General features: G+C 64.2%; 22 protein-coding genes and 2 tRNA genes. 10 read left to right on the forward strand and 14 right to left on the reverse strand.

Features of this window, described 5'->3' with window-relative positions:
- Positions 1-33: 33 nt before the first annotated feature.
- The 3 genes from JI75_RS06375 (at position 34) to JI75_RS06385 (ending at position 2,716) form a co-directional block, all read left to right on the forward strand.
- Complete coding sequence (locus JI75_RS06375) at positions 34-978, forward strand: dihydrodipicolinate synthase family protein (protein ID WP_039689625.1); 945 nt, start codon at positions 34-36, stop codon at positions 976-978.
- A gap of 63 nt (positions 979-1,041) precedes the next feature.
- The gene (locus JI75_RS06380; protein ID WP_052241656.1) at positions 1,042-2,028 is read left to right on the forward strand and encodes an ROK family protein; all 987 of its coding nucleotides are present in this window, start codon (positions 1,042-1,044) and stop codon (positions 2,026-2,028) included.
- Between the two features lie 4 nt (positions 2,029-2,032).
- A complete protein-coding gene (locus tag JI75_RS06385; protein ID WP_039689627.1) occupies positions 2,033-2,716 on the forward strand; it encodes an N-acetylmannosamine-6-phosphate 2-epimerase in 684 nt (227 codons plus the stop codon).
- 85 nt (positions 2,717-2,801) lie between these two features.
- Here JI75_RS06385 and JI75_RS06390 read toward each other — a convergent pair whose 3' ends face one another.
- The 4 genes from JI75_RS06390 to JI75_RS06405 form a co-directional block, all read right to left on the reverse strand.
- Positions 2,802-3,512, reverse strand: coding sequence for a DUF5808 domain-containing protein (locus JI75_RS06390; RefSeq protein ID WP_039689629.1), 711 nt, complete (start codon positions 3,510-3,512; stop codon positions 2,802-2,804).
- Positions 3,513-3,568: 56 nt separating this feature from the next.
- On the reverse strand, positions 3,569-4,702 hold the full coding sequence (gene nagA / locus JI75_RS06395; protein WP_039689631.1) for an N-acetylglucosamine-6-phosphate deacetylase: 1,134 nt from the start codon (positions 4,700-4,702) through the stop codon (positions 3,569-3,571).
- Entirely contained in the window at positions 4,693-5,421 is a 729-nt protein-coding gene (gene nagB, locus JI75_RS06400; RefSeq protein ID WP_039689633.1) for a glucosamine-6-phosphate deaminase, read from the reverse strand. Before nagB ends, nagA begins: the two co-directional genes overlap by 10 nt.
- 211 nt (positions 5,422-5,632) lie before the next feature.
- Entirely contained in the window at positions 5,633-6,259 is a 627-nt protein-coding gene (locus JI75_RS06405) for an adenylate kinase (RefSeq protein WP_039689635.1), read from the reverse strand.
- Between the two features lie 178 nt (positions 6,260-6,437).
- Between JI75_RS06405 and JI75_RS06410 the strand changes: the two genes are divergently transcribed.
- Complete coding sequence (locus JI75_RS06410) at positions 6,438-7,328, forward strand: DMT family transporter (protein WP_039689637.1); 891 nt, start codon at positions 6,438-6,440, stop codon at positions 7,326-7,328.
- Between the two features lie 94 nt (positions 7,329-7,422).
- Here the strand turns inward: JI75_RS06410 and JI75_RS06415 are convergent, their stop codons facing one another.
- The 7 genes from JI75_RS06415 to trpS all read right to left on the reverse strand — a co-directional run bounded on the left by JI75_RS06415 (position 7,423) and on the right by trpS (position 13,092).
- Complete coding sequence (locus tag JI75_RS06415) at positions 7,423-7,929, reverse strand: tRNA (cytidine(34)-2'-O)-methyltransferase (protein WP_240993144.1); 507 nt, start codon at positions 7,927-7,929, stop codon at positions 7,423-7,425.
- Positions 7,929-9,929: an ABC-F family ATP-binding cassette domain-containing protein gene (locus tag JI75_RS06420; protein WP_039690706.1), complete on the reverse strand. Its 2,001-nt coding sequence runs from the start codon at positions 9,927-9,929 to the stop codon at positions 7,929-7,931. Before JI75_RS06420 ends, JI75_RS06415 begins: the two co-directional genes overlap by 1 nt.
- Before the next feature lie 91 nt (positions 9,930-10,020).
- Positions 10,021-10,095: transfer RNA gene (locus JI75_RS06425), tRNA-Asn, on the reverse strand.
- A 73-nt stretch (positions 10,096-10,168) separates the two neighbouring features.
- The gene (locus tag JI75_RS09400; RefSeq protein ID WP_082019796.1) at positions 10,169-10,450 is read right to left on the reverse strand and encodes a putative Se/S carrier protein; all 282 of its coding nucleotides are present in this window, start codon (positions 10,448-10,450) and stop codon (positions 10,169-10,171) included.
- Entirely contained in the window at positions 10,425-10,631 is a 207-nt protein-coding gene (locus tag JI75_RS06435) for a sulfurtransferase TusA family protein (protein ID WP_039689639.1), read from the reverse strand. The genes JI75_RS09400 and JI75_RS06435 overlap by 26 nt, the downstream gene beginning before the upstream one ends.
- Positions 10,632-10,723: 92 nt before the next feature.
- On the reverse strand, positions 10,724-11,788 hold the full coding sequence (gene yedE, locus JI75_RS06440) for a YedE family putative selenium transporter (RefSeq protein WP_039689641.1): 1,065 nt from the start codon (positions 11,786-11,788) through the stop codon (positions 10,724-10,726).
- Positions 11,789-12,048: 260 nt separating this feature from the next.
- Complete coding sequence (trpS, locus tag JI75_RS06445; RefSeq protein WP_039689642.1) at positions 12,049-13,092, reverse strand: tryptophan--tRNA ligase; 1,044 nt, start codon at positions 13,090-13,092, stop codon at positions 12,049-12,051.
- On the opposite strand from trpS, the gene JI75_RS06450 reads away from it, so the two are divergent.
- Positions 13,091-13,300 (forward strand): hypothetical protein, encoded by a 210-nt coding sequence (locus JI75_RS06450; RefSeq protein ID WP_039689645.1) that lies wholly within the window; start codon positions 13,091-13,093, stop codon positions 13,298-13,300. The two genes, trpS and JI75_RS06450, sit on opposite strands and share 2 nt — an antisense overlap.
- Here the strand turns inward: JI75_RS06450 and JI75_RS06455 are convergent.
- Positions 13,273-14,502, reverse strand: coding sequence for an FAD-dependent oxidoreductase (locus JI75_RS06455; RefSeq protein ID WP_039689646.1), 1,230 nt, complete (start codon positions 14,500-14,502; stop codon positions 13,273-13,275). The two genes, JI75_RS06450 and JI75_RS06455, sit on opposite strands and share 28 nt — an antisense overlap.
- Before the next feature lie 135 nt (positions 14,503-14,637).
- Here JI75_RS06455 and JI75_RS06460 point away from each other — a divergent pair.
- The 3 genes from JI75_RS06460 (at position 14,638) to JI75_RS06470 (ending at position 17,956) form a co-directional block, all read left to right on the forward strand.
- A tRNA-Val gene (locus tag JI75_RS06460) sits at positions 14,638-14,712 on the forward strand.
- A gap of 798 nt (positions 14,713-15,510) precedes the next feature.
- A complete protein-coding gene (locus JI75_RS06465) occupies positions 15,511-16,722 on the forward strand; it encodes a trans-sulfuration enzyme family protein (RefSeq protein ID WP_205911723.1) in 1,212 nt (403 codons plus the stop codon).
- Positions 16,723-16,765: 43 nt separating this feature from the next.
- Positions 16,766-17,956 (forward strand): MalY/PatB family protein, encoded by a 1,191-nt coding sequence (locus tag JI75_RS06470; RefSeq protein WP_039689647.1) that lies wholly within the window; start codon positions 16,766-16,768, stop codon positions 17,954-17,956.
- Here JI75_RS06470 and ettA read toward each other — a convergent pair.
- A complete protein-coding gene (gene ettA / locus JI75_RS06475) occupies positions 17,953-19,632 on the reverse strand; it encodes an energy-dependent translational throttle protein EttA (RefSeq protein WP_039690713.1) in 1,680 nt (559 codons plus the stop codon). The two genes, JI75_RS06470 and ettA, sit on opposite strands and share 4 nt — an antisense overlap.
- A gap of 268 nt (positions 19,633-19,900) precedes the next feature.
- Here ettA and JI75_RS06480 point away from each other — a divergent pair, with 268 nt between their 5' ends.
- Complete coding sequence (locus tag JI75_RS06480; RefSeq protein WP_240993145.1) at positions 19,901-20,806, forward strand: Fic family protein; 906 nt, start codon at positions 19,901-19,903, stop codon at positions 20,804-20,806.
- Between the two features lie 283 nt (positions 20,807-21,089).
- On the opposite strand, the gene JI75_RS06485 is transcribed toward JI75_RS06480, so the two are convergent.
- Positions 21,090-22,751, reverse strand: coding sequence for an FAD-binding protein (locus JI75_RS06485; RefSeq protein WP_039689649.1), 1,662 nt, complete (start codon positions 22,749-22,751; stop codon positions 21,090-21,092).
- Between the two features lie 267 nt (positions 22,752-23,018).
- Between JI75_RS06485 and JI75_RS06490 the strand changes: the two genes are divergently transcribed.
- Positions 23,019-24,500, forward strand: coding sequence for a helix-turn-helix transcriptional regulator (locus JI75_RS06490; protein ID WP_240993146.1), 1,482 nt, complete (start codon positions 23,019-23,021; stop codon positions 24,498-24,500).
- Positions 24,501-24,530: the final 30 nt, after the last annotated feature.

The following is a 24,530-nucleotide window of genomic DNA, read 5'->3' on the forward strand; positions in this document are numbered from 1 at the left end:
GGGACCGTATTCGTAGAAAGAGGAGCAATCCCTATGTCCGATGCGCAATTCAAAGGCGTCATTCCCCCGGTAGTCATCCCGCTCGATGCGAACCGCCAGATCGACCTGGTGGCGTTCGAGCGCACCATCAACCGCATGATCGAGGCGGGCGTCGACGGCCTGTTCTTCCTCGGATCCAGCGGAGAGGTCGCCTTCCTCACCGACGCCCAGCGCTACCATGTGCTGCAGGAGGCCGTCGCCATCGTGGGCGGGCGCGTGCCCGTTCTCGCCGGCATCATCGATATGGAGACACTGCGCGTCATCGACCAGGCGAAGCGCGCCGAGGGCTTCGGCGTCGACGGCCTGGTCGCCACCGCGCCGTTCTACGCACTGGGCGGCCCGCGCGAGGTCGAGCGCCACTTCCGCGTTATCCGCGAGAACAGCAACCTGCCTCTGTTCGCCTACGACCTGCCCGTGTGCGTTCACACCAAGCTCGATCCCACCATGTTGGTGAAGCTGGGCACCGAAGGCGTCCTGCAGGGCGTCAAGGACTCCTCGGGCGACGACGTGGCCTTCCGCTGGCTGTGCCTTCAGAACAAGGACGCCGGACACCCCCTGCAGCTGTTCACCGGCCATGAGGTGGTCGTCGACGGCGCGTACCTCAGCGGTGCCGACGGGTCCGTCCCCGGGCTCGCCAACCTCGATCCGGTCAGCTACGTCGAGCAGTGGCGCGCCTACCAGGCAGGCGACTGGGAGCGCGTCCGCCAGATCCAGGATCACCTGGCCCATCTCATGTACATCGTCCGCAACGTGGATGCCACGGTGGGCTTCGGGGCCGGCGTGGGAGCGTTCAAGACGGCCCTGTGGCAGATGGGCGTGTTCAACACGAACCAGATGCGCGAGCCCGTCCAGCCGCTCGTCGGCAAGGACGTCGAGACCATCGTGTCCGTCCTGAAGGAAAACGGCCTCATGGACGCCGAGGCCCCCGTCCGCGCCTAGGTTCCCGAAAGGCCGAGCTCCGGTCCTCTGCCCGAGCTCGGCCTTTTCTTCGATAGGAGACCCATGCCCTCATCCGCTCATCTGCCATCGCACCCGTTCAGCGTGGTCGCACTCGACGTAGGCGGAACGAAGATCGCCGGCGGGCTGGTTACGTACCCCGAGAAAGGCGCCCGTCCCGACGTGTCGCGCCCCGTATCGGTTCCCACCGACGCGGCCCGCGGGGGCGCCGCCGTGCTCGACGATATGGTCGAGGTGGCGCGCACCCTCATCGCGCAGGCGACCTGCCCCGTCATCGGCATCGGAGCCGATACGGCCGGGGTCGTCGATCCCGAGACGGGCTCGATCGCCTATGCCAACCAGATCATGCCCGGCTGGACCGGGCGCGCCGTCGCGCGCCGCCTCGCAAGCGAGTTCGACCTGTCCGCCGCCAACATGGGAGACGTGCACGCCCATGCGCTGGGCGAGGCCCGCTGGGGCGCAGCGTGCGGATTGCACAGCTGCCTCATGGTGGGCATCGGCACCGGTCTGGGAGGCGCCTTCGTTCTGGACGGCAAGGTGCTGCGCGGGTTCCGGGGCGCAGCCGGGCACATCGGGCACACCCTCCATCACCTCGCCTGCGACCTCCCCTGCGCCTGCGGAGGCGCCTCGCATGCCGAAACGGTGACGTCGGGAACCGCCTTATGCGCCCGCTACCAGGGAAAGAGCTTCGGAGACGAGCTGGATCCGTCCTGCATGGGCGCCGAGATCGCCCGACGGGCGGAAACCGGGGACGAGCGAGCCGCCGAGGCGATAGAGTTCGCCGGCGACGCGCTGGGACAGGCGATCGGATCGTGGTGCAACATCCTCGATCCCGAGGCCGTAGTGCTGTCCGGTTCGGTGGTGAACGCAGGCCCGCGCTGGCGCTACGCTCTGGAACAGGGATTCCAGCGCCAAGCACTCACCCCTTTGTCCGATACGCGCATCATCGAGGGCGCTTTGGGAGCAAGTGCGCCCCTCATCGGCGCCGCCGAGAACCTGCTCGATTCGATCGATGCATCCGCTAAGGAGTAACGCTATGACTTCCGCACTCATCGAAAACCTGAAAGGCGCGCTGATCGTCAGCTGCCAAGCGTACGTGGGAGAGCCGCTGCGCCATCCCGAGACCATGGCCCAGATGGCGCGGGCAGCCGAACTGGGAGGGGCCAAAGCCATCCGCTGCCAGGGGCTTTCGGACATCGCCGCCATCAAGGGGCGCGTCGAGGTCCCGGTGATCGGGCTGTGGAAGGAAGGTCACGAGGGCGTCTACATCACGCCCACCCTGCGCCATGCGATCGCCTGCGTGAACGCCGGAGCCGATATCGTCGCCATCGACGCAACCGACCGGCCCCGGCCCGACGGGCGCACGTTCGAGCAAACCGTGAACGACCTGCGTGCGCAGTGCGAAACCCTCGTCATGGCCGACTGCGCCACCATCGAAGACATCCGCCGCGCCGTCGCCATCGGATGCGACCTGGTCTCCACCACGCTCTCGCACGGAGTGGCGGCCATCGACTGCACGGCTGCCGACGGCCCCGACCTCGATCTTTTGCGCCGGGCATGCGAGGAGTTCCCGGGACATCCCGTCGTATGCGAGGGCCGCGTGCACGCGCCCCAAGACGTCGCCGACGCCCTGGAGGCGGGCGCCTGGGCCGTCGTCGTGGGGACCGCCATCACGCACCCGACTTCCATCACATCGTGGTTCGTCGAAGCCACTAAGTAAAGCCGGATGGAAACCGAAAAGCAGCGAGGACCCCGAGATATCTCGGGGTCCTCGTCGTTCAACGGCGACACGCGATCTTCAGGCGTCAGAGCACCAGTATGCAGAAAGCGACGAAGCCCGCCATCGCCGCCGTGAACGCGATCAACCCCCGCTTCGCGCGGCGATGCGCGAAGTTGAGCGTCATCCCGATCCCGCCGTATTCCCGGGGAACGAACAGACGCGGGTCGGCGGGGTTCGAGTAGACCACCCCGCCCCTCCATGCTTTCGGATCCGCAGGCGAAACCGCGTCCCATACGCGCTTGAACTGCGAGTAGTGGCGTATCATCGGAACCAGGAAGCCGACCGAGAGCGCGACGGAGCCCGCAACCACGGCCACGCAGGACAATTCGAGAGCGCGTACCGATACGAATCCCCAGGCAAGCCCGAACCCCACGACAGCGGAAAAGCCGGCGCTCGAAACGAACCACCAACGCTGCACGGCCCGATGCGATCGCAGGAACTCGTCGCTGGGGGATTCGTCCGCGTATAGGAAGTTCTCGCGCAGGCCGTAGGCGAACATCGCCTGCATCGACGTGAAGAGCGCGCAGCAGAAGGCGAAGATCGAAAGGGGTCCGAGCATCAAAAAAGGCGTCTTGACCCGCAACCGATCGACCCCGTTGGCACCTAGATGCACGGCGACGCTGTCGGGGATGCTCGGATACACCGCTGCGCAGAATACCGCCAGCGAGGCGAACAGCAGCGCCCAGACCACGAAGTGGCTTCTGGGGATCCTGATAGCCGCCGTCCTGTCGCCCATCCCATCTCCTTCGCATGAACCCGATCGCCCTCGAAGGAAAGCGCTTCGGATGAGCGCTATATCGCCCTGCCCCGCACGATAACGCGCTCGATGTTCACCTCATCGTCCAACACTACCAGATCGGCGATGTACCCGGGCTTGATGAAGCCGCGCTCGCCGTCGATGCCCAGCGCGCGCGCCGGGTTCTCTGACGATGCGCGCACGGCGCTTTCCAGCGGAACGCCCATGTCGCGCACGGCTATGCGGAAACACCCCATCTGATCGGTCACGCTGCCGGCCAGCGTGCCGCTTTCGAGCCGGGCCCTGTTCCCCTCGACGTGCACCTTCTGCCCGCCCAGCGAATACTCGCCATCATCCAGACCGGCGGCCTCCATCGTGTCCGAAATGATCATCAAGCGGTCGTCGCCGAACAGCTTGAACATCGCGCGCACCATCGCGGGATGGATGTGCACCCCGTCGGTGATGATCTCGGCCATCACATGATCGCAGTCGGCTGCGGCGGCGATGGGACCCGGATCGCGGTGGTGCAAAGGCGCCATGGCGTTGCACAGGTGCGTGACATGGTTCGCCCCCGCCTGAAACGCGGCGAGCGCCTGGTCGTAGTCCGCGCAGGTATGAGCCACCGACACGCGCACATCTCCCGCCACCTCGCGCGTGAACGCGAGCGCACCCTCTTCTTCGGGAGCGATGTCCACGATCTTCACCAGACCGCCCGAACGCTCCTGCAGACGGCGGAAAAACCCGCTGTCGCACTTCACCACGTAGGCGGGGTTCTGCGCGCCGATCTTGCCGTGCGAGATGAACGGGCCCTCCATGTTGATGCCCACCAGCTGCGATTCGCAAGCCGCCGGCTCAAACGCGCGCGCCGCATCCATCACCCGGCCCAGAACGTCTTCGGGAAACGTCATGGTGGTCGGGCATATCGACGTCACGCCGCGCGAAGCCTCGTACGCGGCGATGGCGTGGATGGCCTCGTCGGTCCCCTCGCAGAAATCCCTCCCCATGCAGCCATGGAAATGCACGTCTATCAAACCGGGAACGACGGTGCACCCCGCCGCGTCGACATCGCCCTCGCCCACCGGCGACGCGCCGCTGCGCGCCTCGAGCGCCCGAATGCGCCCGTCCTCGATATCCACGTCGGCATCGACGAGGCGGCCTTCCGAGAAAACGCGGCCGTTGACTACACGCATAGGGCACCGGCTTCCTCGTCCACGATGACGGTGACGTTGGGGTGCAGCTGGAGGATCGAAGCGGGGACCTGGGGGGTCACCGGGCCGAAGAAGGCGTCGTAGACGATCTGCGCCTTATCGGAGCCGCTTGCCACCACCAGGATCTCCGCAGCGTGCATGATGGTGCCCACCCCCATGGTGTAGGCTTCGCGCGGCACCTCGTCGATATGGTCGAACAGACGGCTGTTCGCCTCGATAGTGCGTTCGTGAAGCTTCACGAGGTGGGTGTTCACGGGGAATTCGTCGCTGGGTTCGTTGAAGCCGATATGGCCGTTGTGCCCCAGGCCCAAAAGCTGCAGATCGATGCCGCCCGCTTCGAAGATGCTCTGCTCGTAGTCCCAGCAAGCCGCTTCGGCGTCGTCGTTGGCCCCGTCGGGCACATGAGTGGCCGCAGGATCGATGTCCACCAGATCGAACAGGTGCTTCTGCATGAAATGCCGATAGCTCTGCTCGTGATCGCCCGCAAGCCCGCGATACTCGTCCAGATTGTACGTGGACACTTCCCCGAAGCTGATCTCGCCCGCGTTGCAGTCGCTCACGAGCTCGGCGTACAGGCCGATCGGAGTCGAGCCGGTCGCGAGGCCCAGCACGCAGCGGGGGTCCTCCTTGATGCGCGACGCGATCACGTCGGCGGCGGCGCGGCTCATGGCCGCGTAATCATCGGTGATGACGATGTTCAAGACATCAGCTCCTTAATCGTGGGACCGAAACGGACGGAGGCCGGGTCGGGGTGCGAACCGGACGGGCGATCCCGATCATCCCGTATTCTATCAGCCCGCGCGCATGAGGCCGGAAAGCTTTGCGCGCAAAAAAGCCCCCGGAAGCGCCGCTTGCGGATACCGGCGAGACCGGACGCCCGAAGCGGCCCTCCAGGGGCTCGTTCAGCGGAGGCTACAGCCCCAGCGCCTTTTTGACGTCGGCGTACACCTCTTCGACGTCACGGTCGCCATCGATGGAAACCAGCAGGTCGCACCCGCGGTAGTAATCGATCAGGGGAGCCGTGGACTTCTCGTACACGTCGAGGCGGTTGCGAACCGTGGTCTCGTTGTCGTCGTCGCGCTGGTACATCTCGCCCGAGCACTTGGGGCAGGTCGCATCGGCGGCCGAACCGATGTAGCCGCAGTCGCGGCACATGCGGCGCGAGGTCAGACGGCCGATGATGACCTCGAAATCGACGTCCACCAGCAGCGCGGCGTCAAGCGGACGCTCGAGTTTGCCCAGTTCGGCATCGAGCGCGACCGCCTGGGCGGACGTGCGGGGGAAACCGTCCAGGATGAAGCCGCGCGCGGTATCGGGCTCCTGCAGGCGCTCGGTCACCAACCCGATGATGACCTCGTCGGGAACCAGGTCGCCGGCGTCCATGTACGATTTCGCCTTCTTGCCGAGCGGCGTGCCGGCCTTCACGGCAGCGCGCAGCATATCGCCTGTCGAGATATGCGGCGTCCCGAACTCTTCGACCAGCTTGGCAGCCTGAGTTCCCTTGCCCGCACCCGGAGCACCCAACAAGACAATGTTCATAGCAGCTCGTCCTTTCGTTGAACAATCGGTGCCCTCATTGTATCAAACGGCGGGCGCAGGCCCACAACCTGCGGGCCCGCATCGCGCGAAAACCCCTCGTTCCTTCGCAAACGGTTGACTTTGGCGAAGCGGCGCGTCAGCATAGCGGTCAAATGCGATTTTGACGAAGGAGGTCGCCATGCGTTACTACGCCATGATTATCACCGCAACAATAATCTGGGGGAGCACCTTCGTCCTCGTCAAAGACATCACCGAGGTGCTGGGGCCGGCGTGGCTCGTGGGGATCCGCTTCGCCCTGGCGGCCGTCATCCTGGCCCTGTTCTTCTTCAAAGAGCGCGATGTCTACCTCGACAAGCGCAATGCGCTGTACGGCTGCGTATGCGGGTTCGTGCTGTTCGCCGGGTACTACGTGCAAACCGTCGGGATCACCGACACCACGCCGGGGAAAAACGCGTTCCTCACGGCGACGTACTGCGTGATCGTCCCGTTTTCCGCTTGGCTGCTGATGCGCCGGCGCCCCACGCGGTTTTCCATCGCCGGGGCCGCCATCGCGCTCACCGGCATCGGCCTCATCAGCCTGAACGGGGACTTCACCATGAGGTTCGGCGACGCGCTCTCGCTGGGCTGCGCGTTTTTCTTCGCCCTGCACATCACCCTGATCTCGATGCTCACCTCCGAGAAGAACGCCCTGGCCATCACCATCTGGCAGTTCGCCGTGGTGGGGGCATGCGGGCTGACCGTGGCGGCGCTCACCGAGCCCGTCCCCGATCTGGCGCGCTTCGGACTCGACGACGTGCTGGTGATGGGATACCTCACCGTGTTCGCGACCGCGCTGGCCCTGCTCATGCAGAACACCGCCCAGCCCCACATGACGCCGGCGACCGCTTCGCTGATCCTCACGTTCGAGTCGGTGTTCGGCGCCTCGTTCAGCATCCTTCTGGGGGCAGAAGAGCTCACGCTGCGGCTGTTCGTCGGGTTCGCGCTCGTGTTCTCCAGCGTCTTGGTGGCCGAGGTGCTGCCCGCCTGGCTGGACAAGAGGCGCCGGCTTGCCGCGGAAACGGCCTCGTAGCCAAACCCCCTCGTAACAGGACCGCCGCGCCGTCTGGTACGGCGCATTGCCGAGCGAAGTCGACTGCGCGGCGCGGCGCTCCCGCAAAGCCCCCTTACACCAGATCGGGGAAACCCTGCTGGGAAAGCGCCCGGTACACCGCGATCGCAACCGCGTTCGACAGGTTGAGGCTGCGCTGCTCGGCGCGCATCGGTATGCGCACGCACCCGTCGGGAAACCGGGCGAGCAGCGCCGCATCCAAGCCCCGGCTCTCGCGTCCGAACAGGAGGAAATCGCCCGCCCCGTAGCATGCGTCGGCGTAGGAGCGCGCGGCCTTTCCCGTGAACAGATGCAGCCGATCCGCACCGTGAGCTTCCAGGAACGCCTCGACGCACGGCCATTTCACGATGTCCGCATCGTCCCAGTAGTCGCACCCCGCGCGCTGGAGGTTTCTCTGCGAGAGGTTGAAGCCCATAGGCTCGATCAGGTGGAGCTGCGCGCCCGTGCAGGCGCAGGTGCGCACGACGTTGCCGGCGTTTTGCGGTATCTCGGGCTCGACCAGAACGACGTTGACGCGCGCAGGGCGTACCGCCGCCGGATCGGCGACCCCCATCAGCCCCATCACAGACCTTCCTGCTGGCGGGCCACTTCTTGCTCCACTTCCTCGTTCAGCTCGAACCACTCCTCCTCGGCGGCGGCGATGCGCGCCTTGAGCTTCGCATGCTCGGCCACGACATCGGACGTCGCGTCCTCGTTCACGTAGAACGACGGATCGGCCAGCATATCCAGCAGCTCGGCCATGCGCGCGTTGTCCCGCTCGAGCTGCTTGTCCAGCTCGGCTATGCGCTTGCGCTGCATCTTGGAAGCGGCGTAGGCCCGGTTGCGGGCCTCGGCTTCGCGGCGCTTCTGCTCTTTGCTCTTGTATCCCGAAGGGGAGCTCGGAGCCGAAGCCTGGTCCCGCTTGGCCGCCGGCGAGGGCTTGCCCGCCCCCGACGGAGCCGAAGGGGCTGCCGATGCCGCCTCGATCTGCCCGGTCTTCTCCAGATAGTAGTCGTAGTCGCCCGCATAGTCGGTGATCTTGCCGTCCACCACCTCCACGATGCGGTTGGCCACGCCCCTGATGAGGTGCCGGTCGTGCGTGATCAGCAGGATCGTGCCCTCGAAGTGCTGCAGAGCCTGCTCCAGCACATCGGCGCTGGATATGTCCAGGTGGTTGGTGGGCTCGTCCAAACACAGCAGAGGACGCGGCGCCACCAGCATCTTGGCCAAAGCGAGGCGTCCCTTCTCGCCTCCGGACAGCACGCCCACCTTCTTCTCCACGTCGTCGCCGTGGAACAGAAACGCGCCCAGAAGCGAGCGCACCTGCGAGATGGTCCAGCCGGGCGCCACCCGATCGAGCTCCTCGAATACGGTGTTTCCCGGATGCAGCTGATCGAGCTGGTGCTGGGCGTAGTAGGTCTTCGACACCTTCGTGCCGTACGCGATCGTTCCCGCATCGGGCGCGAGCTGCCCGGCCACCATCTTCAGCAGCGTCGACTTGCCCGCGCCGTTCGGACCGACCAGCGCGATCTTGTCTCCGCGGTACATCTTGAAATCCACGCCGTCGTACACCGTGTGGTCGCCGTAGCGCTTCGTCAGCCCTCGGGCGATCACCACCTCGTCGCCCGTGCGTTCGGGCTGCTTGAAGTTGAAATGGACGGTTTTGCGCTCCTCGGGGACGGCGACCAGCTCTTCTTTGAGCTTTTCGGCCTTGCGGGCGCGGTCCTGGGCCTGCTTGGCCTTCGTCGCCTTGTAGCGGAACTTCTCGACGAACGCCTCCAGCCGCGCTATCTCCTCGAGCTGCTGTTTGCGTTCGACCTTCAACCGCTCGATGCGCTCGTCGCGCGCCTTCAGATAGGACGAATAGTTGCCCTTGTACAGGCTGACCGCGCCGTTTTCGATCTCGGCCACGCGGTCGACCATGTTGTCCATGAAATCCCGGTCGTGACTGACCACCACGATGCTGCCGGCGTATCCGCGCAGAAAGCCCTCCAGCCACTTGACGCTTTCCAGGTCCAGGTGGTTGGTGGGCTCGTCCAAAAGCAGGACCTCGGGGTTTCTCACCAGAAGCTTCGCAAGCGCGATGCGCATCTGCCAACCGCCAGAGAACTCGCTGGTCGAGCGCGAAAGGTCGCCCTCTTTGAACCCGAGGCCGAACATCACGGCGCGCACCTTCGACTCGATGGTGTACCCGCCCAGGTTCTCGTAGGCATCGCGCGCGCGACCGGCGGCGGCCAGCTGCTGCTCGGTGGGGTTCTCGCCCAGCTCGGCCTCGAGCGCATGGAGGCGGCGCTCGGCCTCCACGATCTCCACCTGCGACGACATGACCTCGTCGAAAATGGCCCGATCGGCCATCTCGATGGCTTCCTGCTCCAGATAGCCCAGATGGGCCCCCTTGGCCAGAACCACCCGGCCCGCATCGGCGTCCTCCTGGCCCGAAACGATGCGCAGAAGCGTGGTCTTCCCCGCCCCGTTGGCGCCCACGAGCGCCAGGCGATCGTACTCCTCCAGACGGAAGTTGACGTTCTCGAACAGCGTGCGGCCGCCGAACGACTTGGCGATCTGCTCTAACTGCATTATCACGATGGACCGGCCCTTCGTCCTGCCCGCGCCCGCGCAACGGACGCGGCGGTAAACAAAACGAGCCAGGGATATTCCCTGGCTCAAAGATTCATGGCTCCCCGGGTAGGATTCGAACCTACAACCCTTCGGTTAACAGCCGAATGCTCTGCCGTTGAGCTACCGAGGAATAGGCGCTCTCTTAGAACGCAAGAGAGAATTATAGCGGAATACCCGTCGCACGCAAGTGCTTTTTCAAAAAGCTACAGGCTCCGCAGGTGCACCGCCTCGTGCTCGATCGACTGCCGTTCGAGGAAGGTCAGGAAGCGGTCGAGCTCGGCGGCCTCCGTCCTCCACGCGTACCCGCATCCCGCCGAGATATCGCGGGGAATCGACACCAACCGCCCGGCGATACCGTGTCGCTTGCACACATCGCCGCACTTCATAGCCTCGGTATTCGTATGGAACGTGACGATGACCGCCTTCGGGCCATCGGCGATACGCCCTCGTTCGGCCCCGCTATTTGATGAGAACAACCCAGCCATCGCCCTCGTAGCCCACCGTCACGTCGCGACCCTCGATCCTCGCCACGCGGGCGATGTTGTCGCGCGCCGAAGCGCTGTCGACGGCGATGGAAACCTCTTCGGAAGGCGCGTCCTTCATCGCCTTCTTCGCCATGAGCATCGGTTCGGGGCACGACAGGCCCCGTGCATCAAGCTCTATCATTGCAATCCTCCTATCTCGAAACCCTCGCATGTCCAAGCCCGCCCGTCGAACGGCCCTTCGGGGACGGGCCGGGGGCAGCCGGGCGGCATGCGCTAGGCATCGGCCCGTTTGATGTTGGCCACCGCCAGCGCAACCAGAACGGCGATGCTGACCACCGTCATGACCTGCCCGGCCACCGTGGTTCCCGTCGCGCTCGATGCGATGCCGAAGTTATGGCAGAACGCCGCGCCGATCAAAAGCCCCAGGAAGGTGACGGCGGAATCGGCGGAACCGGATCCGGCCAGCACCAGCTGGCGCAGCGGGCATCCGCCCAGAAGCGTCGCGGACAAGCCGACGACGAACAGACCCAGGATGTTCCACAGCGCCTCGGAATGCGCGATGGGCTGCGACTCGAATCCCACGACGAAATGCCCGGTCGCCAGGTTGTAGGCCAGCACGCCCGCAAACAGGATGCCGATGACGATCAGCCCGCTGAAATCGCGCGCGATTGCGACGTCGCGGATGCCGCCCGCAAAGCACAGGCGGGACTTCTGCGCGAGCGCGCCGAACGCCAAGCCGCCGATGATGGAGATCGCCACGGGGGCGTGCTTGCTGCCGGGACCCTCGGTCGAAGCGGCGAACAGCGAGGTGGCAAGGCTGAGCACGAACAGAACCAGCAGCACGGCGGGCAGGATGTAGCCTTCGGACTTATGGAGCGTCGCCGTGGCGCGGCCCAGCGAGAAGCCCTTCTTCAGCGCGAAGACGCCGACGATGATGCCGGCTGCGAAACCGACCAGGCCGACCCAGGCGTTGAGGTCGCCGGCGGCCATGCGCAGGATCATGCGCAGCGGGCATCCCAGAAACACCAGCGCGCCGATGGACATGATGAAGCCCAGAAGGAACCGGGTGAACGGCGACGACCCGGCGGTCGATTTGAACTCCCGGCCCGCGATGGACATGATGAACGCGCCCAGCACGATCCCGATGATCTCGGGTCGGAGATACTGGACGGGCGCAGCCGTGTGCAGCTTCAGCGCGCCGGCGCTGTCGCGGATGAAGCACGCGACGCAGATGGCCATGTTGCCCGGGTTGCCCGTCGCAGCCAGCGTGATGGCGACAGCCGCCGCGATGACGCCGCACACCGCGAGAACCAAGCGCTCCTTGGTAAGTGAATTCATAGGTACGGTCCCCTTTTTTACAAAACCGATGGTATCGCGCCGATCGGGAGTCGCCCGGTCGGCGGCCTCGCCCGCAGCGAACCTCGGCCCCGCAGACAGGCCGGACGAAGGCCCTTCCCTTCGGGGCCCTCGAGCGCAGGCGATATGCAGAAGAAAGGCCAACGGCACGGCATGGGATCGCCCCCGAGGGGCGAAGCCGCAGAAAAAGGGGCGCGTCGCAGAAAGCGCCCGCACGCCGATCGCATCGATTAGCCTGGCGACTAATATACCATCCCCATGGCCTCGCGCACCTCGGCAAGGGTGGCCTCGGCGATCTCGTTCATGCGGCGGTTGCCCTCGCGAAGGACGTCGCGCACGTAGTCGAGGTCGTTCTCGAAGGCGGCGCGGCGTTCGCGATGGGGGGCTAAAAAGCCGTTCACGCTTTCGGTGACCAGCTTCTTCAAAGCCCCCGAGCCCCCGTCGCCGATCTCTTCGGCGATCTCGACCTCGCTGCGGCCGGTGCAGAGCGCCGCCGTGGTCAGCAGGGCCGACACGCCGGGACGGTTCTCCTTGTCGAAGGTGATGCAGCGGTCCGAATCGGTCTGGGACTTCTTGATGAGCTTGGCGGTCTCGGCCTCGGTGGCTCCCAACATGATGGAGTTGCCGTAGCTCTTCGACATCTTGCGCCCGTCGAGCCCGGGGATCTCGATGGCGTCGGACAGCACGCCTTCGGGCTCGGGGAACACGGCCCCGTAGCGCTCGTTGAAGCGGCGGGCTATCTGGCGCGTGAGCTCGATGTGGGGCAGCTGGTCTTTACCCACCGGGACGATGTTGCCCTTGCAGAACAGGATGTCGCAGGCCTGGTGGACCGGATAGGTGAGCAGAAGGCCCGTGAGCGCATGGCCCGAGGCCTCCATCTCGGCTTTCACCGTGGGGTTGCGCTGCAACTCGGACTCGCTGACCAGCGAGAGGAACGGCAGCATCAGCTGGTTGGCGGCCGGAACCGCGGAATGCACGAAGATGGGGGTCTTTTCCGGGTCGATGCCCGCGGCCAGATAGTCCATCACCATGTTGTACACGTTGTCTTGGATATTGGCCGTGGTGTCCCGGTCGGTGATGACCTGGTAGTCGGCGATGAGGACGTAGGTGGTGATGCAGAGGTTCTGCAGCGCGACGCGGTTCATGATGCTGCCGAAGTAATGGCCCAGATGCAGGCGCCCGGTGGGGCGGTCGCCGGTGAGCATGGTGTACTTCTCGGGATGAACGGGCAGGTCGGCTCGGATATCGTCAGAGCGCTTCTTGCTCGCTTCAAAGGTGTCGCTCATGGGTGCCTCTTTCATCGTCGAGGTGTCGGTTCCGTCAAACCCCACCAGTATACCCGCAAAGGCGTCCGCTTGGATCAAGGGCGCCGCAGCCTCCCTCGCCCGCCGCACAGGGGAGACGGGGATCGGCGGGCGCAGGCTCGTCTTCATCCGCCGTGCGCCGGGAACGCGGGAAGCAGGCGATCAGGAGGCCTCGGTGCAGCCCATGTAGTCGAGCATCGCGGATGCGGCGCGCTTGGCGTTTTCGACCGCGTGCACCACGGTGAGCGGCCCCAGCACCACATCCCCCGCGGCGAACACGCCGGGAACCGTGGTCATGCAGCTCTCGTCCACGATGAGAAGCCCCCTGTCGTCGGACTTAAGGCCCGGTGTGGTGAGGACCAGCTTGTTCTTGGGCGTCTGCGACACGCAGATGATGGTGGTGTCGGCAAGCTCTTGGACCAGCTCGTCGGAGTAGCCGGCCACTTTGCCCTCCTCGTCGAACAGGGCGTCTTTGAACAGCGGCCCGTCCTCTCCGATGGACTGGATCAGCTTGCCGCATACGATCTCGGCACCGTCGAGCTTGGTGTACTCGACCTCGTCCATGCTGGCCGAGATGTTGCGGCTGCGCGCGTAGATGCGCGCCTCGCGGGCCCCGTGGCGCAGCACCGTGCGCGCGACGTCCATCGCCACGTTGCCGGCGCCGATCACGGCCACGCGCTCGCCCACGGGACACGCCTCGGGCATCTTCAGGTAATCGACGCCGAAATACACGTTGGCCCGCGCCTCGCCAGGCGTTCCCAGCTTCTTCGCGCGCCCGGCCCCGGTGCCGATGAACACGGTGTCGTATCCATCGCGCATGAGGTCGCCGATATGCAGCGACTCGCCCACCGCCGTGTTGGGGCGCACGCTGACCCGCGCGGCGTCCAGCAGCTTGCGGAAGCGATCGACGTAGCTGCGCGGGAGGCGGAACGACGGGATGCCGTACTCCAACACGCCGCCGATGCTGGACTCCATCTCGAACACGGTGACCTCGCAACCCGCTTCCGCAAGCTTCAAGGCCACGGTTATGCCGGCCGGACCTGCGCCGATCACCGCAACGCGTTTGCCGGACGGCGGGGAGGGCGCGAACTTCACGCGGTCGAGGTAGATGTCGGACAGGTAGCTTTCGATCGCGCTGAAGTGAACGGGTGCCTCGCCCTTCCGGTTGAGGATGCAGTTGCCCTCGCACTGGGCGGCATGGTTGCACACCAGCGAGCACACCGAGCTCATCGGGTTGTTGGAGAATAGCAGCTCGCCCGCCTCGTTCATGCGGCGCTCGTTGAACAGCCTGATCACTTCTGGAATCGGGGTGCTCACCGGACACCCCTTCTGGCACAGCGGCTTTTTGCAGCCCAAGCAGCGATGCGCCTCTTCGATGATGTGCAGCGACATAGCCCACCCCTTTGGAATACGATGCGTGAGAAGCAGTGTATCGTAGGTCGGGCGGCGCACTTTTGCGAAAAGCCCTTGCATCGGCGACAGGATGCGGCTAGAATACTCAGACGCGTTGGGTTTGCCGCGCGTTTCGGTCGCTTGGCTCAGCGGGAGAGCATCGCCTTCACACGGCGGGGGTCACAGGTTCAAATCCTGTAGCGACCACCATGAACTGTCGAGCCGCCCTTTGGGCGGCTCGTTCTCTTTCTATCTGGAAGCGGTAATCCACACCAGAAAATCTTTTGACTTCATGAGGTTGCGAAATCACAGGAGCTACGGCAAAAAAGCAGAGGTTTGCATCGGCGCGCGCAATCTGACGGCCTTTCTGTCAAAAACCGATGAGTTTGCATTGCCTCGCTGACTGCAAAAGAGGCTCCTCATCGATGTAAGCTGGTATTTTGTTGTTAACATACGCAGTTATATCGGCACGAGATCCTGAAAAAAGCCCCGGGCTCTCGCTCAAAGGAATGCAAACTCGCTTTTTTTGACGCAAGAAAGCCTTCTCGGCGCGCGCCGATGCAAACCTCCGTTTTTTATCGCAGACCAAAGCCATGAAAAACTTAAAACGCAGGAGTGCGCTTCTCTTTTAATCGTAAAAAATTATCGAAGGCAATGTATTCGATACCAGACCTCTCATTTTCAGCGTCAGTCGTGAACCGCCACGCGCACCGGAAGACGCCGGAAGCCAGGATCCCGCAGGCGACCGGCACAGCGCACCGGATCTCCCGTCCTGATCCGGCCGCAACGCGCGAACATGGGGGCGCTGTGGAGTTCGGCGGCCGCGAAGTTACAGCGAACTCTTCATGCTTTCGTTTTCCCAGATAGATAAGATATATGATACATCGATACCCAGTTGCAGCTTTAACCTAGCGCCCCGATCGGTACCCGATTCGTAGAATAGCCTCCGGCAACCCCCTCGCACGCGGCCGATCCGCGCGCGAACCCAAGACGAAGCGAGGCGCACCCATGGACGATTCCAGTTTCCAATCGATGGCCAACGAGATCGATGGCCTGTTGGGCATCGACCCTTCCCGCCATGCGGGGCGAAGCCTCGACACCAAGGCCGTCCACGGATACCTGGGACGCGACCCGCGCACCGGGGCCGTGAGCTTTCCCATTTACCAGTCGGCCACCTTCGCGCATCCCGCCTTGCACGAATCGACCGGGTACGCCTACAGCCGCTGCGGAAACCCCACCGTGCTTGAACTCGAGAACACCATCGCCCTGCTCGAAGGGGGCTTGAAATCGCTCGCCTTCGCAAGCGGCATGGCCGCCATCACCACCCTGCTGAAAAGCTTCGTGCCCAAGGATCGCATCCTCGTGAGCCTCGACCTGTACGGGGGAACGTACCGGCTGTTCAAAGACGTATACGCCCGCTACGGCATCGAGTTTCGGTTCGTGGACTTCACCGATCTCGACGCGGTTCGCGCCGAGCTGACCCCCAACACCCGCGCCCTGTTCCTGGAAACGCCGACCAATCCCACCATGCAGGTGGCCGACCTGCGCGCGCTTTCCGACATCGCGCACGGAAACGGGGCGCTTCTGATCGTGGACAACACCTTCCTCACCTGCCTCTTCCAGCGCCCCTTCGAGCACGGAGCCGATCTGGTGGTGTACAGCGGAAGCAAGTATCTATGCGGCCACAATGATGTGACCTGCGGATTCATTGTCCTGAAAGACGACTCCCACCTCGAGCGCATCTTCATGGACTACATGTCGGAAGGGGCGGCTCTGGCGCCCTTCGACGCATGGCTCATGTTGCGCAGCCTGAAGACGCTGGGCGTGCGCCTGCGCCGCCAGCAGGAAAGCGCCCTCAGAATCGCATCTTGGCTGAAACGCCACCCCCACGTGACCGACGTGTTCTACGTGGGCGACCCCGATCACCCCGATTACGCCCTCAGCTGTCGGCAGACCGACGGGTTCGGTGCTATGATCAGCTTCAACGTCGATAGCAACGAGCGGTTGCTCGAGGTGCTGCGGCGCGTGGACGTGATCACGTTCGCCGAAAGCCTCGGCGGATGCGAGAGCCTCATCACCTACCCCTTCGTCCAAACGCACGGATCGATGCCCCTCGACATAAGGGAGCGTCTCGGCATCGGAGAGAGGTTTTTGCGCCTGAGCGTCGGGATGGAAGATGCCGACGACCTCATCGCCGACCTCGAGCAGGCGCTCGCATAGCCCCGTGCGGGCAAATCCCGCTGACAACGGAAAGGACCGAGCCATGACCGTCTACGACTTCGACGAACCCATCGACCGCCACGGAACCGACTCCCTCAAATTCGACCGCGCAGAGTCGCGCCATCGCTCTGCCGACCTGCTGTCGCTCTGGGTTGCCGACATGGATTTCCGCGCACCGCAGCCGGCCATCGACGCGCTGGTAGAACGTTCGCGCCACGGCATCTTCGGCTATACCGAGCCGGGGGACGCCTACTATGCCGCCGTTGGGAACTGGATGGAAACCCGCCATAACTGGCATGTGGAACCGGAGTGGTTCGTGCATACCCCCGGCATCGTCGGCGCGCTCGCGCTATGCGTGCAGGCCTTCACCCGACCCGGGGACGCCGTGCTCGTCCAGCAGCCGGTGTACTACCCGTTCAGCGAGGTGATAGCGGACAACGGCCGCACGGTGGCAAACGCTGCGCTCGTATACGGAAACGGCCGCTACGAAATCGATTTCGAGGCGTTCGAGCGCACGCTGACCGAATACGGCGCCAAGCTGTTCTTGCTGTGCAACCCCCACAACCCCGGCGGGCGCGTATGGACCGCCGAAGAGCTGCGGCGCCTGGGCGAGATCTGCAATGCGCATGACGTGCTGGTGGTGAGCGACGAGATCCACATGGACTTTGCCCAACCCGGGTTCGCGCACACCGCCTACGCTTCGCTGGGAAGAAAGTTCGCCGACCGCTGCGTCGTGTGCACGTCCGCCGGCAAGACCTTCAACCTCGCCGGCCTGCAGACTTCCAACATCATCGTGCCCAACCCCCAGCTGCGGCGCACCCTGCGGGCCCAGGTATCGAAAAGCGGCTACAGCCAGCCCAACACCATGGGCGTCGTCGCCACCCAGGCATGCTACGAGCACGGAGGGGAATGGCTCGACCAGCTGAAGGCCTACTTGGCCGGAAACATCGAACTGGTGGAATCGCACCTCGGCACGACGGCGCCCGAGCTTAAGGTCATGCGCCCCGAAAGCACCTACCTGGTGTGGGTTGACGCACGCGAACTGGGTCTTTACGGCAAAGACCTCGTGCGCTTCATCGAAGACGAAGCGGGGCTCTGGCTGGACTGCGGCGACATGTTCGGCAAGGACGGCGACGGGTTCATCCGCATCAACGTCGCCACTCAGCGAGCTTACCTGCAAAAAGCGCTCGACCAGCTGATCGCAGCGGTCGAGCGCCGACGGGTTAGGGGTTAGTCGCGCGTGAGCTTGCGGTGGATGCGATGGGGCTTCGACAGGTCGGGGCCCAGCCGCTTCTCGCGGTCTTCCTGGTAAGCCTCGAAGTTACCCTCGAACCAATGCCAGTTCGCAGGGTTCTCGTCGGTTCCCTCCCACGCCAGGATGTGCGTGGCCACGCGATCGAGGAACCAGCGGTCGTGGCTGACCACCACCGCGCAGCCGGGGAAGGCCAGAAGCGCCTCTTCCAAGCTGGCCAGCGTCTCGGTGTCGAGGTCGTTGGTGGGCTCGTCGAGCAAAAGCAGATTGCCGCCCTGCTTCAGCGTGAGCGCGAGGTTCAGTCGGTTGCGCTCGCCGCCAGAGAGAACGCCTGCGGGTTTCTGCTGGTCGGAACCTTTGAAACCGAAGCTGGCCACATATGCGCGGCTGGGGATCTCGGTGTCGCCCACCTGCATGAAATCGGTTCCGCCCGAAACCACTTCCCACAGCTTGGTGTCGGGATCTATTCCCTCGCGGCCCTGATCGACATACGAGATCTTCACGGACTCGCCGATGTCGAGCGTTCCGCCATCGGGCTGCTCGATGCCCATGATCATTTTGAACAGCGTGGACTTACCCACTCCGTTAGGGCCGATCACGCCTACGATGCCGTTGGGGGGAAGCGAGAACGACAGCCCGTCGAACAGCACGCGGTCTCCGAACGACTTGCGCAGCCCCTCGACCTCGATGACCTTCGCCCCCAGGCGCGGACCGACCGGGATCTGGATCTCAGTGAAGTCGAGCTTCTTGCCGGAAGCGGCCTCGGCGGCCATCTGCTCGTAGCGCTCGAGGCGGGCCTTGCTCTTCGCCTGGCGGGCCTTGGGGCTCGAACGCACCCACTCCAGCTCGGCGGCCAGCTTCTTGGCCAGACGCTCCTGCTGGACGCCCTGGGAGGCGATGCGGGCGGCCTTCGTCTCGAGGTAGGTGGAGTAATTCCCCTTGTAGGGGAAGAGGCTGCCGCGATCCACCTCGCATATCCACTCGGCCACGTGGTCGAGGAAGTAGCGGTCGTGCGTGACCGCCAGGACGGCGCCGGGGTACGTGCGCAGGAACTGCTCGAGCCACAGCACCGACTCGGCATCGAGATGGTTGGTGGGCTCGTCGAGCAAAAGCAGATCAGGAGCTTCCAGCAAAAGACGGCAGAGCGCCACACGGCGCCGCTCCCCGCCCGACAAAACGTTCACCGGCATGTCGGGATCGGGACACTGCAGCGCATCCATGGCCTGGGACAGCTTGCTATCGAGATCCCATCCGTCAGCGGCGTCGATCTCGGTTTGCAGCTTGCCCATCTCGTCCATAAGCGCGTCGAAATCGGCATCGGGGTCGGCCATTTCCGCGCCGATGGCGTTGAAGCGCGCGACCTTCGCGTACACGTCGCCGAAAGCGAGCTGGACGTTTTCCAGGACGGTCTTGTCCTCTTCGAGGGGCGGCTCCTGCAGCAAGATGCCCACCGAATAACCCGGGGTCAGCCGCGCGTCTCCGTTCGACACGTCCTCGAGGCCGGCCATGATCTTCAGCAGGGTCGATTTGCCCATGCCGTTGGGGCCCACCACGCCGATCTTGGCGCCGGGATAGAAGCTGAGGGTGACGTCGTCGAGGATGACCTTGTCTCCATGCGCCTTGCGCGCCTGGTGCATTTGGTAGATGAATTCGGCCATGGTACCTTCCTGGATGTCGATGCGATAAACGCCCTCCATTGTCCCATAGATGCGCCGAAACGGCGAGCGCGGCGGGCGGAACCCCGCTTTCGACGGAGCAAGGACCTCGATCGCGAACGCCTGGCAGAAAGATGTATCCGCAGTCGAAAACGAAGCGTATCAATTGCGATTTACCGCCAATGGCGGTAAACTATTGGCGGTAAAAGGAAGGTTGCTCATGGCTTATCGACCGCCGTTTAATCGCAATGACCGAATCGACTCCCTTTGCATGGAGATCGCAGAGCTCGTGGGAATGATTTCTCCTGAAGCGCCGCTAGCGAAAAGCCCCACGCTCCATCGAGAACTCAGGATCAAGACGATTCACTCGTCGCTTTTAATCGAGGGCAACAAACTCGCCGAACAGGCCGTTACAGCGATCCTCGACGGAAAGAGGGTGCTCGGCAACAGCAACGACATCCTGGAAGTCGAAAACGCAAAACGCGCTTACGACCTGATTTCCGAACTGGACCCGTGCTCCTTGGAAGACCTTTTGCGGGTACACGGCGTCATGATGGAGAATCTCGTTTCTGAGGCGGGCCGCTTCAGATCGGGCAACGTCGGCGTGTTCGACGGCGACGCACTGATCCACGCGGGGACCCCGGCCGCCTACGTCCCCAAAGTCATGGCCGACATCTTCGCATGGCTAAAGACCACCCCGACACATCCGCTCCTCGCCTCCTGCATCTTCCATTTCGAGTTCGAGTTCTGCCATCCTTTCTCGGACGGAAACGGCAGGACCGGCAGACTCTGGCACACGCTCATACTTTCCAAGTGGAGGCCCGTCCTTGCCTGGCTACCCATTGAGAGCACCATCAGACAGCGTCAGACTGGTTACTATGAGGCTCTCGCAAAATCTGATTCGATGGGTTCCAGCGAAGTTTTCGTCGAGTTCATGCTCGAGGTAATCAGGGATTCGATCCTCCCCTTCGCAAAGCCGACGGGCGAACGCGACGCGATGAAAAGCAGAACGATCGAGTTCTTCAAGGAGAACCCCTGCGCCAACATCGACCAGCTGGCGGGCCATCTCGGCCGCTCGAAAAGAAGCGTCGAGAGGTTGGTCGCAGAGCTGAAGGAGGACGGCAGGCTGCTCCGAGAAGGAAGCGCTCGCGCCGGAAAGTGGATTGCGGTTGAATAGCGGGCTCCCCTTTGACTTCGGCCGGCGAATACCTCAAGTACATACCCCGGAACTCAGTGCTGAGTTCCGGGTGAGTTTCCGCTTCGGAGCGGTCTCGCAATGCGAAGACCACACGCACAGATCGATTCGCATGCTGAGTTCGCGCCTCGCTGAATAGCGATGAGGGAGCTTGCTGAAGCGCGCTCTAGATCGCACCAGCATCCCGACCCGAACGCGCGATCGCCCCTGGCCAACCAGGGGCGATCGCGAAACCAAACCATGAAGCGACAGGGGCATCCGCCGGCTAGATGGCGGCTGCGGCGTACTTGCCCGCCAAGCGCCCGCCGCTGTAAGCGCACATGAGGCTGTAGCCCTCGTAGTCGCAGTACGGGGCGCTCATCAGCGTGCCGTTGTCCGCCCCGGCCACGAACAGACCCTCGATGGGCAGGCCTTTCGCATCGATCGCCTGCAGATGGTCGTTCGTGCGAATCCCGCCGATGGTGACCCAAGCGCTGGGCTCGTATTGAAGCGCGTAGAACGGGCCCTCCGCCACCGGCTGCAAGAAGCATGCGGGCTTCATGAACTGCCCGTCTTCTCCCGCCGCGCAATAGCCGTTGTACTCGTCCAGCGTCTTCGTCAGATCGGGCGCGCCGATAGCCTCGGCAAGCGCCTCGACCGTGTCGGCCTTGAAGGCCCACCCTTCGGCCACGGCCTTGTCCATCTCCTCCTGAACGTTCTCGAGCGGCTTGCCCTTCAACGTCATGCTGCCCGTGCGCCAATTGACCTCGTCCGAGCCGCAAAGCGTCCACGCGTCCACGCCCGACGCCAACCCATCGACGTACTTCTGATCGACGATCGCGTAGTACTGGCCGCCCAGCAAGCTGATCGCTCCGCCCAAAGCAAGCGGGAGGTTCGCGAAGCGCCCCTCGTTGCTGAAGCGGCGGCCCTGGTTGTTCACCAGCAACGTGCCGTATATGCCGATCGTGAACGCCGCGCTCTTGCGGTTCCACACACCGTTGGCGTTCTGGTTCGAACCCGTGAACTCGTTACCGGCGATGCCCCACTGGGTAGACAGCTGTCCGCCTGCGGCCTTGACCATATCGATGCCCTCGCCGACAGACAAGATGTTGCCCAGCGGGTTCACATGCGTGCCGAAATGCTCCTGCATCTTCTCCGCATTGCCCAGGAACCCGCCCGTGCACACGATGGTCTGCTTGGCCTCGATGTTCACGACCTTCCCGTCCACCTCGCACTGAACGCCCTTGACCGCGCCGTTGTCGAGAAGCAGCGCCTTTCCGGTCGCGCCGAACAGGAACTCGCCCCCCTTCCCCTCGATGTGCGCCTGGAGCGGACCCATGCGATCCTCGCCCTTGGCCTGGGTCTTCGAGTCCTTCGGATCGGACTGGAAGTTAGCGCGCACCGACGCGTGGCCGGCTCCGTAGTTGTCGGGGCGCAGCCCGGTCGCGACGCCGAAATCGCGCGTGAAGCGATCGATCGTGTCGCCCGACAGCTCGACCGCCGCACGGATGGCGGGCGCGTTGGTCGCCCAATGGGCGTAATCCATGATATGCTCGACGGCCTCGTTCACCGTAAGCGTGATGCCCGCGTCTTTTTGCAGCTGGGACTGCACCATGAAGGGGCCGCCCGCGATCGAGCCGTTCGAAACGCCCACGTTCTGGCCCTTCTCGACCACGATGACACCCTTGCCCGCATCGACCGCCTCGACGGCGGCCCACATGCCCGCTCCGCCCGCGCCGACGATGACGATATCGGTTTGCCTGGTCTCGTCCGCGGACTCTTTCGCAACCGCCCCGGAATCCGCCTGTGCGGTCTTGTCGGAGGCCTTCGACTCCTTGCGCGACTGAGGGGCGCACCCCGCAAGCCCCGCCGCCCCCGCAGCCAAAACCGCGGCCGATCCCAAGCCGATGAACCCTCGACGCGTCAGACCCCGTCCCTCGTATGCCATATCTCGCTCCCTCCTTCGATCGGGGCGCACCGCCGTGCCCCGCTGTAAGCTGTGCGCTGTCCGCGCGATACCCCCAGCATGGCTTCCCTCGCGGCGAACCGCACGGATGAAAACCTGCGAAAAGCGGGCGAAGCTTCCTCACCCGTAAAATCACCCCGTCTGTGAACTGGTGTTTCGATAGGAGAGAATACGTTGGCCTTACTCTTGTGAAGGCCGCTGCGGGCCTTTCGGATACAATCTCATCACTGGCGGAAACGGAGGGGACGGATGACGGGTACCGAGAAGAGGCCTCGAAGCGACGAGGCGTCCGTGCGCGACCTGATGGATGCGACGGCCCTCGACAGCACCTCGACCGCGACGATCTTCCCCCTGCGCTTCTTGGGAGCGAGCCTGCTCATCGCATGGCTATGCTGCACGCACATCGTCGAGATCTTCCCCGTGACCGGAGCGCACGATCTGGACGCCAGAAACGTGAGCGACCTGTTCATGCGCATCGGCGACATCTCGACGTTTGTGGTCCTGGCCGTCATGGCCCCGCGCATCGGATCGCTCGCCCACCATCGGCCTGCGCTCTGGGTCCTTTCGGGAATCGCCTCGGCGGGCACGGCGATCTGCGGGTTCGTTTTGATCCCGGGTGCGGGCGACACGGCGGCCCTTGCTTTGGGATCTGTCGTCACCGCTGTTGGCGGGGCGGTTCTGTTCTGCGTCTGGGCCCAGATCTACAGCCGCATGGGCGCCACCCAGACCGTAGTCTACGGAGCCGCGAGCTGCATCGCCGCCATGCTCGTGTCGCTGGGGATCGTCTCGATGAGGCAACCCGTCGCCCTCGCGCTGACTTCAGCGCTTCCCCTGCTCTGCGCGGCATGCGCGCTTGCCAGCCAAAAGCTCGTCGCGCCCGAAGCTCCCTGGAAAAGCGACGTCAGGTTCCCCGTTCCGTGGAAGCTCATCGCCCTCATGATCATCGCCGCCTTCATGAGCGGGCTCTGCGGGCTTTTGCTGTCCAGCCAAACGGGCGGCGCCATCCACCGCGTCCTCGCAACCGGGCTTGCGGGCATGGCGCTGCTGGGAATGGCGTTCATCCTGCGCGAGCGCTTCGATGCCCGCCTGTTGGCGCAGGTGTCGTTGCCTTTGGCCCTCGTTGCGCTCGTTTCGATGCCGTTTGCGGGATCGGAGTTCGGAGAGCTGGTCTCGATAGCGGCGAAGCTCGCCTACGTGTGGTTCACCCTCTTCGTCCTGCTGCTGCTCGCCAACATCGCGCGACGCTTCGACGTTCCCGCGCTGCGCATGTTCGCCATCGTGCGAGCCTGCAGCGAGGCGGCCATCTTGGCCGGCGTGATCGCGAAACGCAGCATCTGGGAGTTCGGACTCCATTACGACCAGGCCTTCCTTTTCGCATGCATGGCGGCAGGCGCCGTCGCCATCGTTGCATGCCTGGTGATATGGGTGAGCGAGAAAACCGTGAACGACGACTGGGGCGCTTCGGGCATCAGCGTCACCACGGGAGCCCGCGTCGAAGGCGATCGGGAGCGCTACCTTGCGCGGTGCGCCGCCGTCGCCGAACGGTTCGGCCTGACGGCGCGCGAAGCCGAGATCCTGCAGCTGATCGGCGAGGGAAGATCGCGCACCGAGATCAGGCAGATGCTGTTCCTGTCGGAAAACACCGTGAAAACCCACGTGCGCCACGTGTACCAGAAGCTCGGCATCCACTCGAAGTCCGAGGCCCTGCAGCTGATCGAGGCCGAGTCCTAGGCCGCTTGCCCGAAAAGGCCGACTCCGCCG

The sequence above is a fragment of the Berryella intestinalis genome (assembly GCF_000814825.1).
GTDB lineage: Bacteria > Actinomycetota > Coriobacteriia > Coriobacteriales > Eggerthellaceae > Berryella > Berryella intestinalis.